Genomic DNA, 16,199 nt, shown 5'->3' with positions numbered 1-16,199 from the left:
GAGTACTCTTTTCGTTGATGCCCTTTACCAAATCCTTCGCGCTGCTCAGGATGACGGCGGATTATACGTCTGCTGCCAGATTTCCTGGCCGTTGACGAAGGCCAGGTTGCGGCCGCGAAGGTACTCCATGATGGTACGGAACTGCTCCGGACCGTTGCGCTGGTTGGCCGCATCGAAGTTTTCGTTGTGCCAAAGCACCGTGCAGATGCCCCCGAATCGCTCGATTTCCTGGAACATCGGCAGCAGGGCCGGCAGAATTTCATCAGGGGCCAACTGCAGGTACCGGGGGTGGTGGAGGGTGGCGTCCATCACGTTGAGCGGGATTTCGAGGAAGTCGTGGGCTTGGCCTGTGCGGAAATCGAACGGCTGAAACGGCAGGCAGTAACTGTGGCGGAAGCCGTAGTGCTCGGCAAAGCCCAGCGTCGAGTCGTAAGCAGAAGTCAATTCATCGACCAAAGTGGGAGTGATACGCGGTTCCCAGCTCAGGTAGTGAAAGCGTAGTCCTTGGCTGGCGTGCTTGAACTGATGAATCTGCGTTGCCTCATGTAACAACTGCCCTTCACTTGTCGAAGTCCCTAGGCTACCATGCAGTGCTACTTCAGCTCCGGCTTGCAATAGGCTATCTACCGACTTCGTAATCCGGTGATACCGATAATCGGCATTCGGTGTGCCATTCGCACCCTTCCGGTATTCGGGCAGAAAGAAGAACGTGCTTTTGGCACCGTATCCGGCTACGGTTTGCTGCACCAGTTCCAGGTTGTCCCAGGCATCTTTTTGGGTGAAGTGCCGCCCTAGCTGCCGCCCGAAGCTGAGCAGGTTGCCGCGCCGTAACGCTGCTTTGGCTGGCTGCTTCCAGGCGCTGTGCAGGTTGTCGATGTCGTGGGTGATGAAGGCGGCCCAGGTAGCCCCGCCGGCCCAGCGGCGCGGGCGTAACGCTTGGCCGGTTACGTGCTCGACGGCCGTTTTCAGAATCTCAAAATAGTAATTAACGATTGGCACCGCCACGAAGCCGTAGTGGGCCTGCACGCTGGCCGCGTACGGGAAACGCCCGTGCTGGTCGCGCTCCTCCGAGAAGAACTCCTGCCAGCCGCTGAGCAGGTAAAAAACGGCCGAAATGATGTCTGTGTTGATGCGGACTCGGCTTTCGGGGAGCAACTCCAGCAGCGGCAGATTCGGATTATCGTCAAAGAAAAACGGCAATCGTTGCCCGGCCCATTCGCGCCACTCCGGCGGATTAGGGTACGGCGCGGTACCCGCGAAAAAGTCGTGCTCAACAGCCACAATTTCGACCTGCAGCTGTGTACCGGCATACCCGATGCTAACCGCCGGTACCTGCGCGTAGGCTGCCCAAAAATGCCGGAGTACATACGCCAGCCGAACTTCGGCGGTAACTGGAGCAACAGCAGGCAACGGTGGAGGAACCATAGCGCAAAGTAAACCAGAACAACTACGCGAACCTCTGCGCATTCCTGTGCGCGTCTCTGCGGGAAACTACGCCCGCGCCGTTGGGGCCGTTTTTGCAAGCCACTGCTGCAACACCCGCGCCGCCCGCTGTTGGCTGTGGCCTTCGTCGGGGGTGCCCAAGGTGGCGTTGTAGTAGGCGGCCCGCTGGTACAAATCGGCTGGCTTGGCTAATTGCATCCGGCGTAGCCAGCCACCCAGTTCCGGCAGCATATCAGCCCGCTCTACCAGCCCGTGGGACACGTAGCCGTAGTAGTCGTCGGCAATACCGTGAGTTCCGAAGCGGAAATACACGCTGGCTAAGTTCAGCAGCGTGGCTTCGAGGTGGGTGCTGGTGTCGGCGGCCAGTAGCGCATCGTGCTCACCCAGAAACTCGAACACGTTTTGCTGGCGGGCATCAGAAAACTGCAGCGCCGGGTGCCGGACGACCAGAAACGAGAAGTCGCGGGTGTCGCCGGGGTGGGAGCGGAAGGTGAAAGTGAGGTCGGGAAATTCGGTCAGCAGGTAGTCGAGGGCGGCCGTGATGGCGGCGGTATCGTCGAGCGTGTTGCAGGCCAGCGCCACCCGGCGCACGGCGGGCGCAAGGTTGCGCCGGGCCAGGAAGGCATCAGCCTTAGGCATGCCCACCAACTCCACCTGGCCCGCTACGGGGCCGCACTGCCGGTACTTGTCCAGCGCGTCCTGCCCTTCGAGTAGGCTTAGCCCGAAGCCCAAAGGCGGAAAGCTGGTGCTCACGGTAGCGTGCTGTATATAGGCGGCGGGTACGCCTTCGGCCTGGCAGGCCAGCAGCAGGGCCCGGGCGTCGTCGTTATGGTCGTTGGCAAATACCACGGCCCGGGGCCGGTAGTGGCGCAACGCCCGCCTGTACACCTCGTAGTAACCGATGGCGTTGAAAATCAAATCGAAAAACCGACTAGCCCGCTCGCCCTCGGTACGCCGCAGCGCCCGATACACTCGCGGTAGCTGGCCGTAATATAGTAGCTTCCGCCGCAGCGAGAGGCGGTTGACGGCCCCGTTGTAGCGGCCAATCTGCTTGCTTTGGCCGGCCACCAGCACAGCGCCGGGCAGAGCCTCCCGCAGGAAATACAGCGAATCGTAGTTGTTCTGGCTCACCACGTAGAGCCATACCTTGCCGTGCAGGTTCTCGGGGTTGCGCACCTTCCGAAACACGTTGCCCACCAGCCGCAGCCCCGCGTAGCCCGCCACTTTCAGCAGCCGTCTCCAGGGGCTGGCCGGCGAAATAGGCTCCAGCGTGTGGGCTGGCAGCGAAGCAAACAGATCGGTAAAGCGCAGCTGCAGAATGTCGCGCAGGCGGGCTACCTCACCCCCCCGGCCCCCCTCTCCACCGGAGAGCGGGGAGCCTGACGATTCTGGCGGGAATTGGGGTTGGGGCATCAAATCGAATTGGAATTACAAGGCTTCCCAGGTAAGCGGGGTGCCGGCTCTCAGCGCTTGGCGGGCGGGCTTGCCCAATAGCTGGTCGAGGTAGCGCGGGGGCAGGCCGTCGCCGGGGCGCACCACACGCAGGTTTTCTTTGGTAAACAGCTCACCGGCCTGCACATCCTGGGCCACATATAGGGAGCGTTTGTAGAGGCGACTTTTTTCCTCAGCCCGCTGTACGCCGTACTGCACCTGACCCAGCGCCTGCCAGGCCCGCTCGGTTTCGGTTACGAGCTGGGCCACTTCTTCGGGTTCCAGCGAAAAGGCCGAATCCACGCCGCCATCGGCGCGGCGCAGGGTTACGTGCTTCTCGATAACGCAGGCGCCCAGCGCTACGGCAGCCACCGAGGCCCCGACGCCCATCGTGTGGTCGGAGAGGCCCACCAGCGTGTCGGGGAAGAGCTGCTGGAAGTGCGGCAGCGTGCGCAGATTGGTGTTGAGCGGCGTGGCGGGGTAGGTGCTGGTACACTTGAGCAGCACCAGCTCGCGGCAGCCAGCTTCGCGCAGCACCTGTACGGCCTCGGCTACTTCGGCCAGCGTGCTGGCCCCGGTGCTCATGATAACCGGCTTGCCAGTAGCGGCCACCCGGCGCAGCAGCGGCCAGTCGGTGTTTTCGAAGGAAGCAATTTTGTAGGCCGGTACGTCGAGGGTTTCCAGAAAATCGACGGCCGTCTCATCAAATGGCGAGCTGAATGCCAGCATGCCGTGCTGCCGGGCGCGCTCGAACAGCGGCTGGTGCCACTCCCAGGGCGTGTGGGCCTGCTGATATAGCTCGTGCAGTTCGCGGCCAAACCAGAGCGAGTTGGGGTCGTCGATGCGGTAGGCCCCGGGCAGGGTCATGGTGTCGGCGGTGTAGGTTTGCAGCTTGATGGCGTGCGCGCCGGCTGCGGCCATGGCATCCACAATGGCCAGACCGCGGCTGAGGTCCTGGTTGTGGTTGCCGCTGAGCTCGGCAATGATGAACGGCGGCTGGTCGGGGCCCACGAGGCGGGAGCCAAAGGAGATGGTCATAGGGCAAAAATACGCACATCTGCACGGTTGCGCGATGGCTCGTTTCACTCCACCCCCAGCCAGCCGAACGTCAGCGAATCGGTGGGGCTGGCCGTGGGTTGCTGCTGAAAACCCGCCCGCTCGAAGGCGTGGACCGAGGCGGCGTTGGCGGCCTGCACGTGGCCCAGCACCCGACGCACCCGCGGGAACTGCGCCAGTAGCCGCCGGGTGCCGGCCAGCAGCAGCAGCGGCGCCAGCCCCCGGCCCCGGAAATCAGCAGCGAGCAGGTAGCTGAGCGTGGCCGTTCCGTCGTCTACCGCGAACCGGATGAGCCCCGCCGCCCGGCCCGTGGCGGCATCCTGGGCCAGCAGCAGCAGGGCGTGGTCGTCGGCCAGCCGGGCGGCAAACCAGCGCTCATGGTCGGCTTCGGCTACGGATTCGGGGTTGAAGGAGAACCGCCGCACGGCCGGCTCGTTGGTCCAGGCCAGCAGCTGGGCCGAGTCGGGGGCGGTGGCGGGGCGCAGGGCAAACGGCGGCGGGGGCAGCAGCAGCGCCCGCAGCTCCTGGCGCAGGCGGGTAGGCGCCTGCCCATCAAATACCTGGCGCTGGGCAGCCCGCATTTCGGTGGCTATACGACCGGCTTCGGAGGAAGTGAGGATATTGGCCGCCGCGGTGTAGGGCCGGGCTAGCCCCGCGCCGCGCAGGTAGTGGTCGAGGTCGTACTGGTTGGCGGCGGTGGGCAGCAGCAGCAGCAGGCCGCCGCCGGCCGCGCAGTATTCGTAGCTCACGGTGCTGGCCGAGCATACCGCCGCGCCGCACTGGCGCATGAGGGTGGCCAGCGCTGGGGCGGCCAGGTGGCGGTGCAGCGTGAGGTTTGGCTGGTTGGCGGCCCAGGTGTGCAGCGCTTCCCAGCCCTGGTAGGCCCCGCCTACCACCGCGTGCACCCGGCGCATGCCCGGCAGGGCCAGCAGCTCGGTAGCCACGCGCTTGGTCTGGTGCGTGGGGTCGGCCCCGCCCAGGCACACGAACATGGTGGTCGGGTCGGGAGCCGGCGTATCATCTTCAACCAACTTCCCCTGAAAAGCAGCCCGTAGCGGCGCATAGGCGGGGCCGCTGAGCAGGCGGGCTCCCGGCTGACGCAGCTCGTAATCGGCCACCGTTGGCCCGCCGGCGGGGTTGAGCACTAAGTCGGCGGCCAGCGGGTAGGCGTGTAAATCATCGAGGTATACCAGCCGGTGCACGGCCCCGCGCACGGTGTTCTGATAGTCGTAGCGAAAATCGTAGCCATCGAGCACCAGCACATCATCAGAGCGCAGCACGTGAGCAGCAAGGTAAGCAGCCTCCTCGGGCAGCGAGCGGGCGGGCAGAGCCTGTACCGTGAGGCCGGCCGCTGCTAACTGGGCCGCCAGGGCCGTATCGGGCTCCCGAATCAGGAACAGTTGCTCCGGGAAATCGGGCCGCAGAATTTCGGCCAGCGCCAGTAGTCGCATCACGTGACCCAGGCCCAGGCGGGCATTTCCATCGGCGCGGAGGAGGAGGCGCATTTTATTCAAGGGTATTGCTAATTAACTTTCTAAGTGCTGGCTTCAACCATTCATATTCTTCAGGTAACATACTATCAAACCAACCAATGCAGTCAAGCATATTTACTGCAATTGATTCGTTAGTAGTGTGAAGAAATTCGTCTGGTATCCAGGCGAATAATAGCCTGCCGTATGTATAATGAGCTATATAAAACCAAGTGTCTATTGGTGGGATGTCGTATTAGTCAATAAATCCCAAGGATTCAGCTTCGGACACTCCATCAGGTATTATGGAATCTACTTGGCAAATCAATATTTTCCCTGGGTGTGCGCTGTCGGCGAAAGTCGGTAGTTGATTATTTTTAAATAAAAGCTGGCCTTTAAACAAAGTATCGATTATAGTTTTGTTTTCGGTTGGGTCAATAGCCCATTTTGTTGAGGTGAAATGATTGATATCAGGTGCTACATCAAACTCGAAGTTCTTGGTTTGAAACTCGAATTGCTCAAAGCCTTTGTCGAAATGGTTGTAATTCCTGAGAAGCTCTGTGTTGCTTTTTGGACTGCCTTGCATCTGCAAGCGACAATATGCCTGAGTTAAACGCAGATTTTTAATAAATACTTCTTCTTCGATATCTATCATGGCTAGCAAAACTGAAAGTAATACTATTTAGCTACAATTTCTTCTGCTCAATGTGTGCATTAAGCGCCACCAATTCCGGGTGTGCATCGAGTAGTGTAATCAGTTCTTCGGCCCCCAACGTGTCAGCCTGATATTCCTCGATTAGTCGCCGAATCAGCTCGAAATCCTCGGCCGTGTCCACCGTGAGGCGGTAGGCGTTGCGGTCGGTGGGGCGGGTTACGTGGGTGAAGTCCACCCGGCCCGAGCGGTTCTGGTGGATGTAGGGCGTCACGTGCTCTCGGTCAGAAGCGGTGGTGGCGTGCTGGTGGGCTTCTTCCAGCAGCTCCCATGAGAACACCTCGAAATCGAAACCCCGCGGATAGCTGCGCTCCAGAACATTGGAGAGGTACAGGCGCGGGTTGTCGGCCGCCAGATACGTTTGCACGGCTTGCGTAATCAGCCCGCCGTCCAGCAGCGGGCAGTCGGAGGTTACGCGCACGATGACGTCCAGCTCGTGGGCGGCGGCGCACTGCTGGTAGCGGGCCAGCACGTCGGCCTCAGGGCCGCGGGTAACAGGTAAGCTGCGGGCCTCCGCAAAATCGGCCAGCGGGTCGTCGGTGGCGTTGGTCGTGATGGCCAGATAAACAGGCAGTCCACTGGCTTGCAGCCGCTCGATATGGTAGGCCAGCAGCGGCCGGCCGCCAATCGGCCGCAGTACTTTGCCCGGCAGCCGGGTGCTGGTCATGCGGGCCTGCGAAATGATGCCGACCTTTTTCACGCCGGCTCCTGTTGCGACACGAATTCCCGGATGCAGGCTATCACGTACTGTTGCTCCTCATCGGTGAGGCTCGGGAACAGCGGAATGCTGAGGCAGTGGGCGTAGTAGGCTTCGGCCTTCGGGAAGTCCCCTTCCAGCCAGCCCAGGCCCTGATAATAAGGCATCCGGTGCACCGGAATGTAGTGTACCTGGGCGAAAACCTGTTTCTCACGGAGAAAATCATACAGTCCGCGCCGGTTTGCTACCTGAATCACATACAGATGGTAAGCGTGGCCCGCCGCACCGGCCAGCGGCTGTACGCCGGGCATTTGGGCAAAGGCTGCGTCGTAGCGGGCCGCCAACTCGCGCCGGCGGTCCAGGCCCGCGTCGGCGCGCTGCAGCTGGCTGATGCCCAGGGCGCAAAGCATGTCGGGTAGGCGGTAGTTGTAGCCCAGCTCCTGCATTTCCATGTACCAGCCGCCTTCATCGGGCCGGCTGAGCTGAGATGGGTCTTTGGTGATGCCGTGTGTGCGCAGCGTGAGCAGCCGCTCGTACAGGTCGCGGCGGTTGGTGGTAATCATGCCGCCCTCGCCGGTGGCAATGTGCTTCACGGGGTGGAAGCTGAAGATGGCCAGGTCGGCGAATTGCCCGTTGCCGCAGTGCTGGGCTTGGCCCTGGCTGTCCACGAACGAGCCGCCGGGCGCGTGGCAGCTGTCTTCGAGCAGCCATAGGCCGAACTCGTCGCAAAGCTGGCGGGCGTGCTCCAGGTTCACCGGCAAACCCGCAAAATCCACCGGAATCAGGCCGTGAAAGTAGCCTTTCGGGTGGCTTTCGAGCAGCCGGCGCACGGCGGCCAGGTCGATGAGCGCGGTTTCGGGGTCGATGTCGACGAAATGCACTTCGCCGCCGCAGTAACGCACGCAGTTGGCCGAGGCGGCAAACGTAATGGGCGTGGTGATGACGCGCTGGCCGGGCTGCACGCCCAGCGCCAGCGTGCACAGGTGCAGCGCCGCAGTGCCGTTGCTTACGGCCACAGCATATTCGGCCCCCACATAAGCCGCGAATTTGTCTTCAAACTCCGCCACCAAGGGCCCCTGCGTGAGGTAGTCGGAGCGCAGGGCGGATAATACGGCCTGTTCGTCGGCTTCGGTGATGTGTTGGCGGCCGTAGGCGATGGGGCGGGTGGGCTGGAAATCGGAGGCGTTCATAAACCCAAAAGTATGGCGGCGGGGTGGTTGTTTAGCTAACCCCGGTTGAGGCGCGCACTGCTGGCACGCTGTAGGGGCGGAGCCTGCACCCCGCCCGCCATTAAACGGACCCTTCGCCCGGCCGATAAAAGCCCACACAGCATCCGTTTTAGTGGCGGGCGGGGGCAAGCCCCGCTCCTACAGCGTTTCAGGCAACCTGGGCAAGCCCCTTATCTACACCGTAAACCCGGCGTCGACGTGCAGGCGGATTTCCTCGCGAATCTGCTCGGCTGAGAGCCAGTCGGTGTTGTTGCTGGAGTTGTAGTGGAAACCGGGCTCGGTGCGGCGGCCGTGGAAGTGGGCGATGAACGCATCCACATCCCAGCGCGGGGTGAAGGGCAGAATGACGTAGTACTTATCGAGCTCGACGGTGCTTAGTGCGTCGGTTTCGGTTATCATTTCCTCGTGAAGCTTCTCGCCGGGCCGTATGCCCACGACTTCCTGCCGGCAGTTGGGGCCGATGGCCTCGGCTACTTCCGTAATTTTGTAGCTCGGGATTTTGGGCACGAAAATCTCGCCGCCCCAGCTGTTTTCCAGCGCGTACAGCACCAGATCCACACCCTCATCAAGCGAGATGTGGAAGCGGGTCATGTCGGGGTGGGTGATGGGCAGCACGCCCGACTCGCGGCGCTGCAGGAAAAACGGCACCACCGAGCCCCGCGAGCCGATTACGTTGCCGTAGCGCACCACCGAAAAGCGCAGGTCGCGCGAGCCTTTCATGTTGTTGGCGGCCACGAACAGCTTGTCGGAACAGAGCTTGGTGGCACCGTAGAGGTTGATGGGGGCAGCAGCTTTGTCTGTGCTCAGGGCCACAACATCGGTTACGCCACAGTCGAGGGCCGCGTTAATCACGTTTTCGGCCCCAAAAATATTGGTTTTGATGCACTCCATCGGGTTGTACTCCGCGGCGGGCACCTGCTTGAGGGCGGCGGCGTGTATAATAATATCGATGCCCTCGCAGGCCCGCTTGAGCCGCTCGCCGTCGCGCACATCACCAATAAAGTAGCGGATGGCCGGATACTCGGAATGCGGAAACTGCTGCGACATCTCGTACTGCTTGAGCTCGTCGCGCGAGTACACCACCAGTCGCTTCACCTGTGGATAGAGCCGGAACACGGTTTCGACAAACTGCTTGCCGAACGAGCCGGTACCGCCGGTTACCAGAATGGATTTATGGTTGAGGTCGAGGGCCATGAGAAAGGTAATGAGCGAAGGAAATGCCAGTCCGAAAAGCGGCCGGGATGGGGGAGGGCAAAAGTAGGCAGTTATCAGTTGCCAGTGTCTAGTTGTTCGTTGCTAGCGGCTAGTTGTCGGGAACGTCATTCAGAGCGAAGCGAAGAATCTCGCTCATTACGGTTGCGCGACGATTGTTCAATGAGCTCACGCGAGATTCTTCGCTTCGCTCTGAATGACGTTCCTTTGCCTGTCAACTGCCAACCGGCAACAATTAACCGGCAACTGAATGATACTGGCAACTGATGCCCCCATCAAGCTCGTCATCTGGGACCTCGACGATACGTTCTGGCAGGGCACGCTCTCGGAGGGCAGCGTAGAGGCACTGGAAGCCAACCTGCAGCTGGTGCGCGATACAGCAGCCCGCGGCATGGTGCATACTATCGTCAGCAAGAACGACTTTGCCCCGGCTGAGGCCCGGCTGCGGGAGCTGGGCATCTGGGAGTTGTTCGTGTTTGCGCGCATCAGCTGGCAACCTAAAGGCCCTATTATAAAGGAGTTGCTGAGCCAGCTGCAGCTGCGGGCCGCCAACGCCCTGTTTCTCGACGACAACCCCGCCAACCGGGCCGAAGCGCAGTTCTACAACCCCGACCTGCGCGTAGCCGACCCCATCGAGCTGCCCCAACTGGCCCCGTTGCTACGCGCCAGCGGCCAGCCCGACCCCACGTTTGCCCGTCTCGAACAATACAAGCTGCTCGAACGCCAGCAGCAGGCCCGCACCCAGTACGACGACAACCTGGCCTTCCTGCGCGATGCCCGGGTGCAGGTGGAGTTTCGGGAGGGGCCGGCCGCGGTACTGCCCGATTTGGAACGACTCGAAGAGCTCATCAACCGCTCCAACCAACTCAATTTCACCAAGCGCCGCGTTACACTGTCCGAGTTGGAAGCCAGCCTGTCCGCCCCAGCCCGCCGCTGGGGCACTGTGCGCGTACACGACCGGTTCGGCGACTATGGCTTGGTGGGCATCTACTGCCTGAACGAAGCCGAAAATCAGCTGGAACAGTTCGTGTTTTCCTGCCGCATTTTGCACCTGGGCATCGAGCAGTTCACCTACGCTCACCTGGGCTTTCCGGCGCTGGATGTGCGGGGCGAAGTAGCCACCCAGCTGAATTCGACCGAAAAACATGACTGGATTACCGTAGCTGCCGCTGGCGTTGCGTCTGAAATCCCGGCCATACCGGCGGCGGGCGCGGCCGAAAAGCAGTTGCGGGTGCTGCTGAAGGGCGGCTGCGACCTGGGCCAGCTCACGCCCTTTCTGCAGGCCTTCGACCTCGACGTTGCCGAGGAGTTCAACTTCAACAACGAGCACCAGATTCCGGTGCACCTGGAGCACACGCTGCTGCTGCGCGCCACCCGCGAATGGCCCGCTGCCGCGCAGCAGCGCCTGGCCGCCGCGCTGCCCTTCCTGGGCCGCGAAGCTTTCGACACGCGTCTCTGGGAGCCTGGTTACGACGTGCTGGTGTACAGCCCGCTGATGGACTACACCCAGCCGCTGTACCGCGAGCGGGCTACCGGCCACCGCGTACCCTTTGGGGCCTACCAAGACATTACCGCCGAGCCGCCCGTCGCCTTAGCCGCCCGCTACGCTCAACGTCGTTTTCAGGGCCTGGATGAGGTTTTTCTGCACCGTTTCGCCCGTGAGTTCGAGCACGAAGGCCCGATTTCACCCGCCGAATTTCAGCAGAACCTGCGCTGGCTGCGGGCCCAGGTGCCGGCCGGCGTGCCCATCTTCTTCCTGAACGGTGCCGAAATTGATGTACCCGACTCGGGCGAAAACGGGGCCCGGGCGCGCCACGAAACCATGAACCAGGCCCTGGCTGAGTTCGTAGCTTCGGCCGAAAACTGCTTTCTGCTCGATGTGCGCGCGTTCGTGCAAACGCCTGCCGATGTCAGCAACAACCTGCGCCACTACCACCGCCGCCACTACCGCACCCTGGCCCAGCACTTGGCCCAGGCCATCGGCGCGTGGCAGGGGCAGGGCCTAACCCACTCCGCCTGGGCTGACTGGAAAGCCCGCGCCGTTGGTCTGCTACCAGCCAAGCTGCGCGGCGTGTTGGGGCGATGAGGGAGTAGAAAAAAACGGTCATGCTGAGCGAAGGCGCAGCCGTAGTCGAAGCATCTCTACCGCAGCGGTAATCCTGTCGACTGATTGGTTTGGCAACGAAGCGGTAGAGATGCTTCGACTGCGGCTGCGCCTTCGCTCAGCATGACACCGTTCTTCCTATTCACCGAGTCACTCGTTCACCGCACCAGCCTGGCCAACCGCTCCGTGAGGGCGCGGCGCGAGTAGCGAGTGGGGCGGGGGCCGGGCAGGTCGAGGTTGGGGTTGATGCGCCAGCGGGCTACCAGGCCTTCGAATGCTTCGACCAGGTCGGCGTAGGCATCGGGGGGCAGGGTGTGGCCGGCCCCGGTTTCGCGCAGTAATAGGTCGGCATCGGAACCGAGTGGTCCCACGCACAAAATGGGCTTGTTGGCGGCCAAGTACTCGAACACCTTGCCCGGCAGAATGCCCCGGTTGTTGGCCACATCCGGAATGACCAGTAGCAGCGCCGTGCTTCGCAGCAAATACCCCACCGACTCGTGGTGGGGCACGAAGGGCACAAACTCGGTGCGTTCGGCCAGCCCCGCCGTAGCCACCTGCTGCCGGATGCCGTCGGACACCTTGCCCACAAAGCGCAGCCGCAGTGGCACGTCGGGGTGGCGGCGGGCACATTCGGCCGTTGCGGCCAGTAGCTGGTCGAGGCGGTAGGTGTCGGCAATGGTGCCGGTATGCGTTATCAGCAGCGCATCAGTGGGCGGCTGGCTGGACTCCCGGAAATCGGCCTCGTCGTAGCCGTTGGGCAATATCTCCAGTTTATTCGGGTCAATTTTCGGCGACTTGGCCGTGAAAATCCGCTTGGTATGCGGGCTGGTTACCAGCACCACGTCGGCCTGCTCCAGCACCTGGCGCTCGTAGCGGGCATCGAGCCAGCGGGCGGGTGGCAGGTGGTTCAATTCCTTGTAGTAATAGATATCGGTCCAGGGGTCGCGCAGATCGGCCAGCCAACGCAGGCCGTAGCGACGCTTTAGTTCCAGCCCAATCAGCTGGGTAGAGTGGGGGGGAGACGACGTGAGCACGGCGTCGAACTGCTCGCCGGCGGCCACCAGTTGGGCCACGGCATCGAGCACGAAGCGGTTCCAGCCCCGGCGCGCATCCGGAATGAACAGGTTACCGCGCACGAACTTGAACAGCTGCTGGCTCCGGCTGGCCTTGTTTTCGCCCACAAAGCCCCCGTAGGGTACCTGCCGCCGGCCCGTCAGGCGTTTGTAGCTATCGAAGGGCTCAAACGTACTCGTCCGAATCACGCGCACGCTCGCTGGCACATCGGCGGCCAGGCTCTCATCGAGTACCGGGTAAGCCGCCTGCGCCGCATCGACGGTGATAACTGTGGGCTCGATGCCGAACTCGGGCAGATGCTTGACGAACTTGAGGCTGCGCTGCACGCCTGCCCCGCCCGAAGGCGGCCAGTAGTAGGTAATAACGAGCAGGCGAAGCGGACGGATAGAATCGGGCACAGTGCGGCGGGCGGGCGGTGAACTCGCGAAGGTAACGCGCTGGCGGCTTTTCGGGCTTTTCTGGTTACTTTTGGGGGTTGATTTCTGTAGATGTTGCAGGCGTAAAGCTTCGGGTAAAGAAGCTTTCCTGCTAATCCAACTCTGCGACATTCCAAAAATCAGCGTCTACCTGCGGTTCAGCCCGAATCTGCGACATCCAATCATCTGCGCCCATCTGCGATTCATGTTCGATAATCTCTCAACCAAGCTCGACAAAGCCTTTAAAACCCTTAAGGGCCAGGGCAGCATCACCGAAATCAACGTTGCGGCCACCGTTAAGGAAATCCGCCGGGCTTTGGTGGACGCCGACGTGAACTACAAGGTGGCCAAGGAAGTCACCGACAAAATAAAGGAAGAGGCCATGGGCCGCGACGTGCTGGTAGCCGTGTCGCCGGGCCAGCTGATGACCAAAATCGTCTACGATGAGCTCACCCAGCTCATGGGTGGCGAAAAGCAGGACATTCAGGTGAAGGGTGATCCGGCCGTGATTCTGCTCTCGGGTCTGCAGGGTTCGGGCAAAACCACCTTCGCCGGCAAGCTGGCCGCCCACCTCAAAAAGCAGGGCCGTCAGGTGCTGCTCGTGGCCTGCGACGTGTACCGCCCCGCCGCCATCGATCAGCTGAAAGTGCTGGCCGAGCAAGTGGGCGTTGATATATACTCGGAGCCGGAGAACAAGAACCCGGTGGACATTTCGCGCAATGCCGTTGAGTTTGCGCGCAAAAACAACAAGAAGGTCGTCATCATTGACACCGCCGGCCGCCTGGCCGTCGATGAGCAGATGATGGCCGAAATCGAGCAGGTGAAGCGGGCCGTGAACCCCTCCGAAACGCTGTTCGTGGTGGATTCGATGACGGGCCAGGACGCCGTGAACACGGCCAAAACCTTCAACGACCGCCTCAACTTCGACGGCGTAGTACTTACCAAGCTCGACGGCGACTCGCGCGGTGGCGCGGCCCTCAGCATCCGGGCAGTGGTCGAGAAGCCCATCAAGTTCATCTCTACGGGCGAGAAGATGGAGGCCCTCGACCTGTTCTACCCCGACCGCATGGCCCAGCGTATCCTGGGCATGGGCGACGTGATTTCGCTGGTTGAACGCGCGCAGCAGCAGTTCGATGAGGAGGAAGCCAAGCGTATCAACCAGAAGATCCGCAAAAACCAGTTCAACTTCGACGACTTCCTCTCCCAGCTGGAGCAGATCAAGAAGATGGGCAACATCAAGGATCTGGTGGGTATGATTCCGGGCGTGGGCAAGGCGATGAAGGACGTGGAAATCGACGACGATGCCTTCAAGCCCATCGAGGCCATCATCAAGAGCATGACGCCCAAGGAGCGGGCCCAGCCCGAGCTGCTCAACGGCTCGCGCCGCAAGCGCTTGGCCCAGGGTTCGGGCACTGATATTCAGCAGGTAAACGCCCTGATGAAGCAGTTTGAGGACATGCGCAAGGTGATGCGCACCATGAACAAGATGAGTAGCACCAAAGGCGGTATGGCCCAGATGGCCAAAATGATGGGTATGAAAGGCCCGCTCCGCTAAACCACAGATAAGCGCAGATTTTAACGGATTCCACTGATTTTGTAGACGGACTCAAATGGCCCCGGTAGCAGTTGCTGCCGGGGCCGTTTGGCGCTATTCCCGCTCGAAGGGGTTGGCGGGCACTACCAGTAGCACCTTTTCGCGCTCGATTGCTACTTGGCCCGGCTTGGCGCCGCGGGGTTTGCGCACGTATTTTTTGGGTGTGTAGGTAACCGGGCACAGCGAATCGTTTTGACGCTTGGAGTACCAGGCGGCCAGCTGGGCAGCCCGCTCCAGCACCGGCGCGGGTACCGACTGGCCGGCCCGCTGCCGGATAACGACGTGCGAACCGGTCACGTCCTTGGCGTGCAGCCAGAGGTCGTCTTTGTGGGCGTAGCGCTGGGTCAGCAGGTCGTTGTTGACGGCGTTGCGGCCTACCAGAATCGTGAAGCCGGAATCCTCGAATACCTTGAATGGCAACTCGGCGGCGGCGGCTTTGGTAGCGGCAGCGGCATCGAGGCCATGCTGTTTTCGCCACTGCCGCAGCGCCCGCAGCTCGCCGGCGGGCAAGGCGGCCAGCTCCTCCAGCCGCTCCAGCGCCCCGAAGGCTTCGGCCTCGCGGCGGTCGGCGCGCTCGGCCAGCTCGCGGGTTTCGCGCTGCTGGTTTTTTGCTTTCCGGTACAGGTTCTGGGCCGTGCGCTGAGGCGTTTCGGCGGGCTTCAGCTTGATAGTGCGCCGCTGGCCGGGCTGGTAGAAATCCTCGACCTCCACCTCAGAGGCTCCGGCCGGAATCTGGCTCAGGTGGGCCATAATCAGGTCGGCAGTCTGGCGGTAGCCGGTGGTGTTTTCGAGGGCGTGCAGGCGGTTACGGGCATGCTGGGCGGCCGTGGCAGCGGTATCGGCGCGTTTTTCCAGTAGCTGTTGTACCTGGCGCAGCTCGGTTTCGTAGGCTTGGCGGCCCAATAGCCGCGGCACGTAGCGGCGCAGTGCCCCAATGGGGTCGTCGGCGGGTAGCTCGGCTTCTACCGCGCCCACGGGCAGCAGGCTGAGGCGGGTGCGGTTGTCGAGCCGCACGATGTAAAAGGCAGCGGGCTGCTCCAACTGGCCCACTACCTGCGCTACCAGCCCGCGCTTGGTTTCCAGCGGAGCCGGGTCGTATCCCAGGGTGCGCAGGTAGGCCCGGCCCAGGTCGCCGAGGGCGGGGTAGGCTTTGGCTGGGTCGGTTGCTGCGACTGGGGCCGGCTCGGGGCCGGGGTGAGTGGGGGCGCGCAGGCCGGCATCGGCCAGGTAGCGCGGGTGGAATAATTCGGCCGGGCTGGCAGGGTCGGCGGGGTGGAACACGGCATTGGGCCGGGTGCCGTAGAGCTTGAGCACGAGTTGCGCTCCGTCCTCAAAGTCCAGCTGCAGCACCCGGTCGTGGGGCCAGGCGGCTACGGCCGCCACCTGCTGGCCCAGCAGGCCGGGCAGCAGGTCCACCGAGTTCTGGCGGGTACGCTGGAAGCTTTCGGGCAGGGCCAGCAGCGTGCCGGCAGCGGCCAGCGTGAGCTTCAGCCAGCACTCGGCTTCGCCGTTGGTGAGGCCGATAACCAGTTCGTCGCGCTCCTGCGAAAAGCAGGCAACCACCCGGTAGCCGGCCAGTTGGCGGGTAAGGGCCGGGGCAAGCTGGCGCAGAAAGTAATAGTTGGAGGGCATAAGCGCGATGAGTTGAACAGCGGCCCCGCACCCCGACAGCGCACCGGGCCGGCCGGGGCACAAATAACGCAGGAATCAGCCGGAAAGGGCAATGCAACCATTTTCGCTAACCCAGAATCATTCGGGAAGC

The 16,199-nt window shown here is 62.2% G+C and carries 12 protein-coding genes; 2 read left to right on the top strand and 10 right to left on the bottom strand.

What is annotated here, in order from left to right; all coding sequences use genetic code 11:
• Positions 1–45: 45 nt before the first annotated feature.
• The 8 genes from HW554_RS08135 to pseB form a co-directional block, all read right to left on the bottom strand.
• Positions 46–1,425, bottom strand: a complete 1,380-nt coding sequence (locus HW554_RS08135; RefSeq protein ID WP_176908079.1) for a DUF7033 domain-containing protein — start codon at positions 1,423–1,425, stop codon at positions 46–48.
• 66 nt (positions 1,426–1,491) lie between these two features.
• The gene (locus HW554_RS08130; protein WP_246285154.1) at positions 1,492–2,856 is read right to left on the bottom strand and encodes a hypothetical protein; all 1,365 of its coding nucleotides are present in this window, start codon (positions 2,854–2,856) and stop codon (positions 1,492–1,494) included.
• A 15-nt stretch (positions 2,857–2,871) separates the two neighbouring features.
• Positions 2,872–3,912 (bottom strand): pseudaminic acid synthase, encoded by a 1,041-nt coding sequence (gene pseI, locus HW554_RS08125; RefSeq protein WP_176908078.1) that lies wholly within the window; start codon positions 3,910–3,912, stop codon positions 2,872–2,874.
• A gap of 44 nt (positions 3,913–3,956) precedes the next feature.
• Positions 3,957–5,435, bottom strand: a complete 1,479-nt coding sequence (gene pseG, locus HW554_RS08120; RefSeq protein WP_176908077.1) for a UDP-2,4-diacetamido-2,4,6-trideoxy-beta-L-altropyranose hydrolase — start codon at positions 5,433–5,435, stop codon at positions 3,957–3,959.
• A 220-nt stretch (positions 5,436–5,655) separates the two neighbouring features.
• A complete protein-coding gene (locus HW554_RS08115; RefSeq protein ID WP_176908076.1) occupies positions 5,656–6,054 on the bottom strand; it encodes a hypothetical protein in 399 nt (132 codons plus the stop codon).
• 31 nt (positions 6,055–6,085) lie between these two features.
• The gene (locus HW554_RS08110; protein WP_176908075.1) at positions 6,086–6,811 is read right to left on the bottom strand and encodes a cytidylyltransferase domain-containing protein; all 726 of its coding nucleotides are present in this window, start codon (positions 6,809–6,811) and stop codon (positions 6,086–6,088) included.
• Positions 6,808–7,998: a UDP-4-amino-4,6-dideoxy-N-acetyl-beta-L-altrosamine transaminase gene (gene pseC, locus HW554_RS08105; protein ID WP_176908074.1), complete on the bottom strand. Its 1,191-nt coding sequence runs from the start codon at positions 7,996–7,998 to the stop codon at positions 6,808–6,810. The genes HW554_RS08110 and pseC overlap by 4 nt, the downstream gene beginning before the upstream one ends.
• Positions 7,999–8,211: 213 nt before the next feature.
• Positions 8,212–9,231, bottom strand: a complete 1,020-nt coding sequence (gene pseB / locus HW554_RS08100) for a UDP-N-acetylglucosamine 4,6-dehydratase (inverting) (protein WP_176908073.1) — start codon at positions 9,229–9,231, stop codon at positions 8,212–8,214.
• 268 nt (positions 9,232–9,499) lie between these two features.
• Between pseB and HW554_RS08095 the strand changes: the two genes are divergently transcribed.
• Positions 9,500–11,335, top strand: a complete 1,836-nt coding sequence (locus HW554_RS08095) for a hypothetical protein (protein WP_176908072.1) — start codon at positions 9,500–9,502, stop codon at positions 11,333–11,335.
• A gap of 176 nt (positions 11,336–11,511) precedes the next feature.
• Here the strand turns inward: HW554_RS08095 and HW554_RS08090 are convergent, their stop codons facing one another.
• Positions 11,512–12,825 carry a glycosyltransferase family 4 protein gene (locus HW554_RS08090; RefSeq protein WP_317170853.1) on the bottom strand — a complete coding sequence of 438 codons (1,314 nt, stop codon included), beginning with the start codon at positions 12,823–12,825 and terminating at the stop codon, positions 11,512–11,514.
• Between the two features lie 223 nt (positions 12,826–13,048).
• On the opposite strand from HW554_RS08090, the gene ffh reads away from it, so the two are divergent.
• Positions 13,049–14,398, top strand: a complete 1,350-nt coding sequence (gene ffh / locus HW554_RS08085; protein ID WP_176908071.1) for a signal recognition particle protein — start codon at positions 13,049–13,051, stop codon at positions 14,396–14,398.
• Between the two features lie 93 nt (positions 14,399–14,491).
• Here ffh and HW554_RS08080 read toward each other — a convergent pair whose 3' ends face one another.
• A complete protein-coding gene (locus tag HW554_RS08080; protein ID WP_176908070.1) occupies positions 14,492–16,069 on the bottom strand; it encodes an NFACT RNA binding domain-containing protein in 1,578 nt (525 codons plus the stop codon).
• Positions 16,070–16,199: the final 130 nt, after the last annotated feature.

The organism is Hymenobacter lapidiphilus (assembly GCF_013377885.1).
Taxonomy (GTDB): Bacteria; Bacteroidota; Bacteroidia; order Cytophagales; family Hymenobacteraceae; genus Hymenobacter; species Hymenobacter lapidiphilus.
This window is presented reverse-complemented; position numbering and strand designations above follow the sequence as displayed.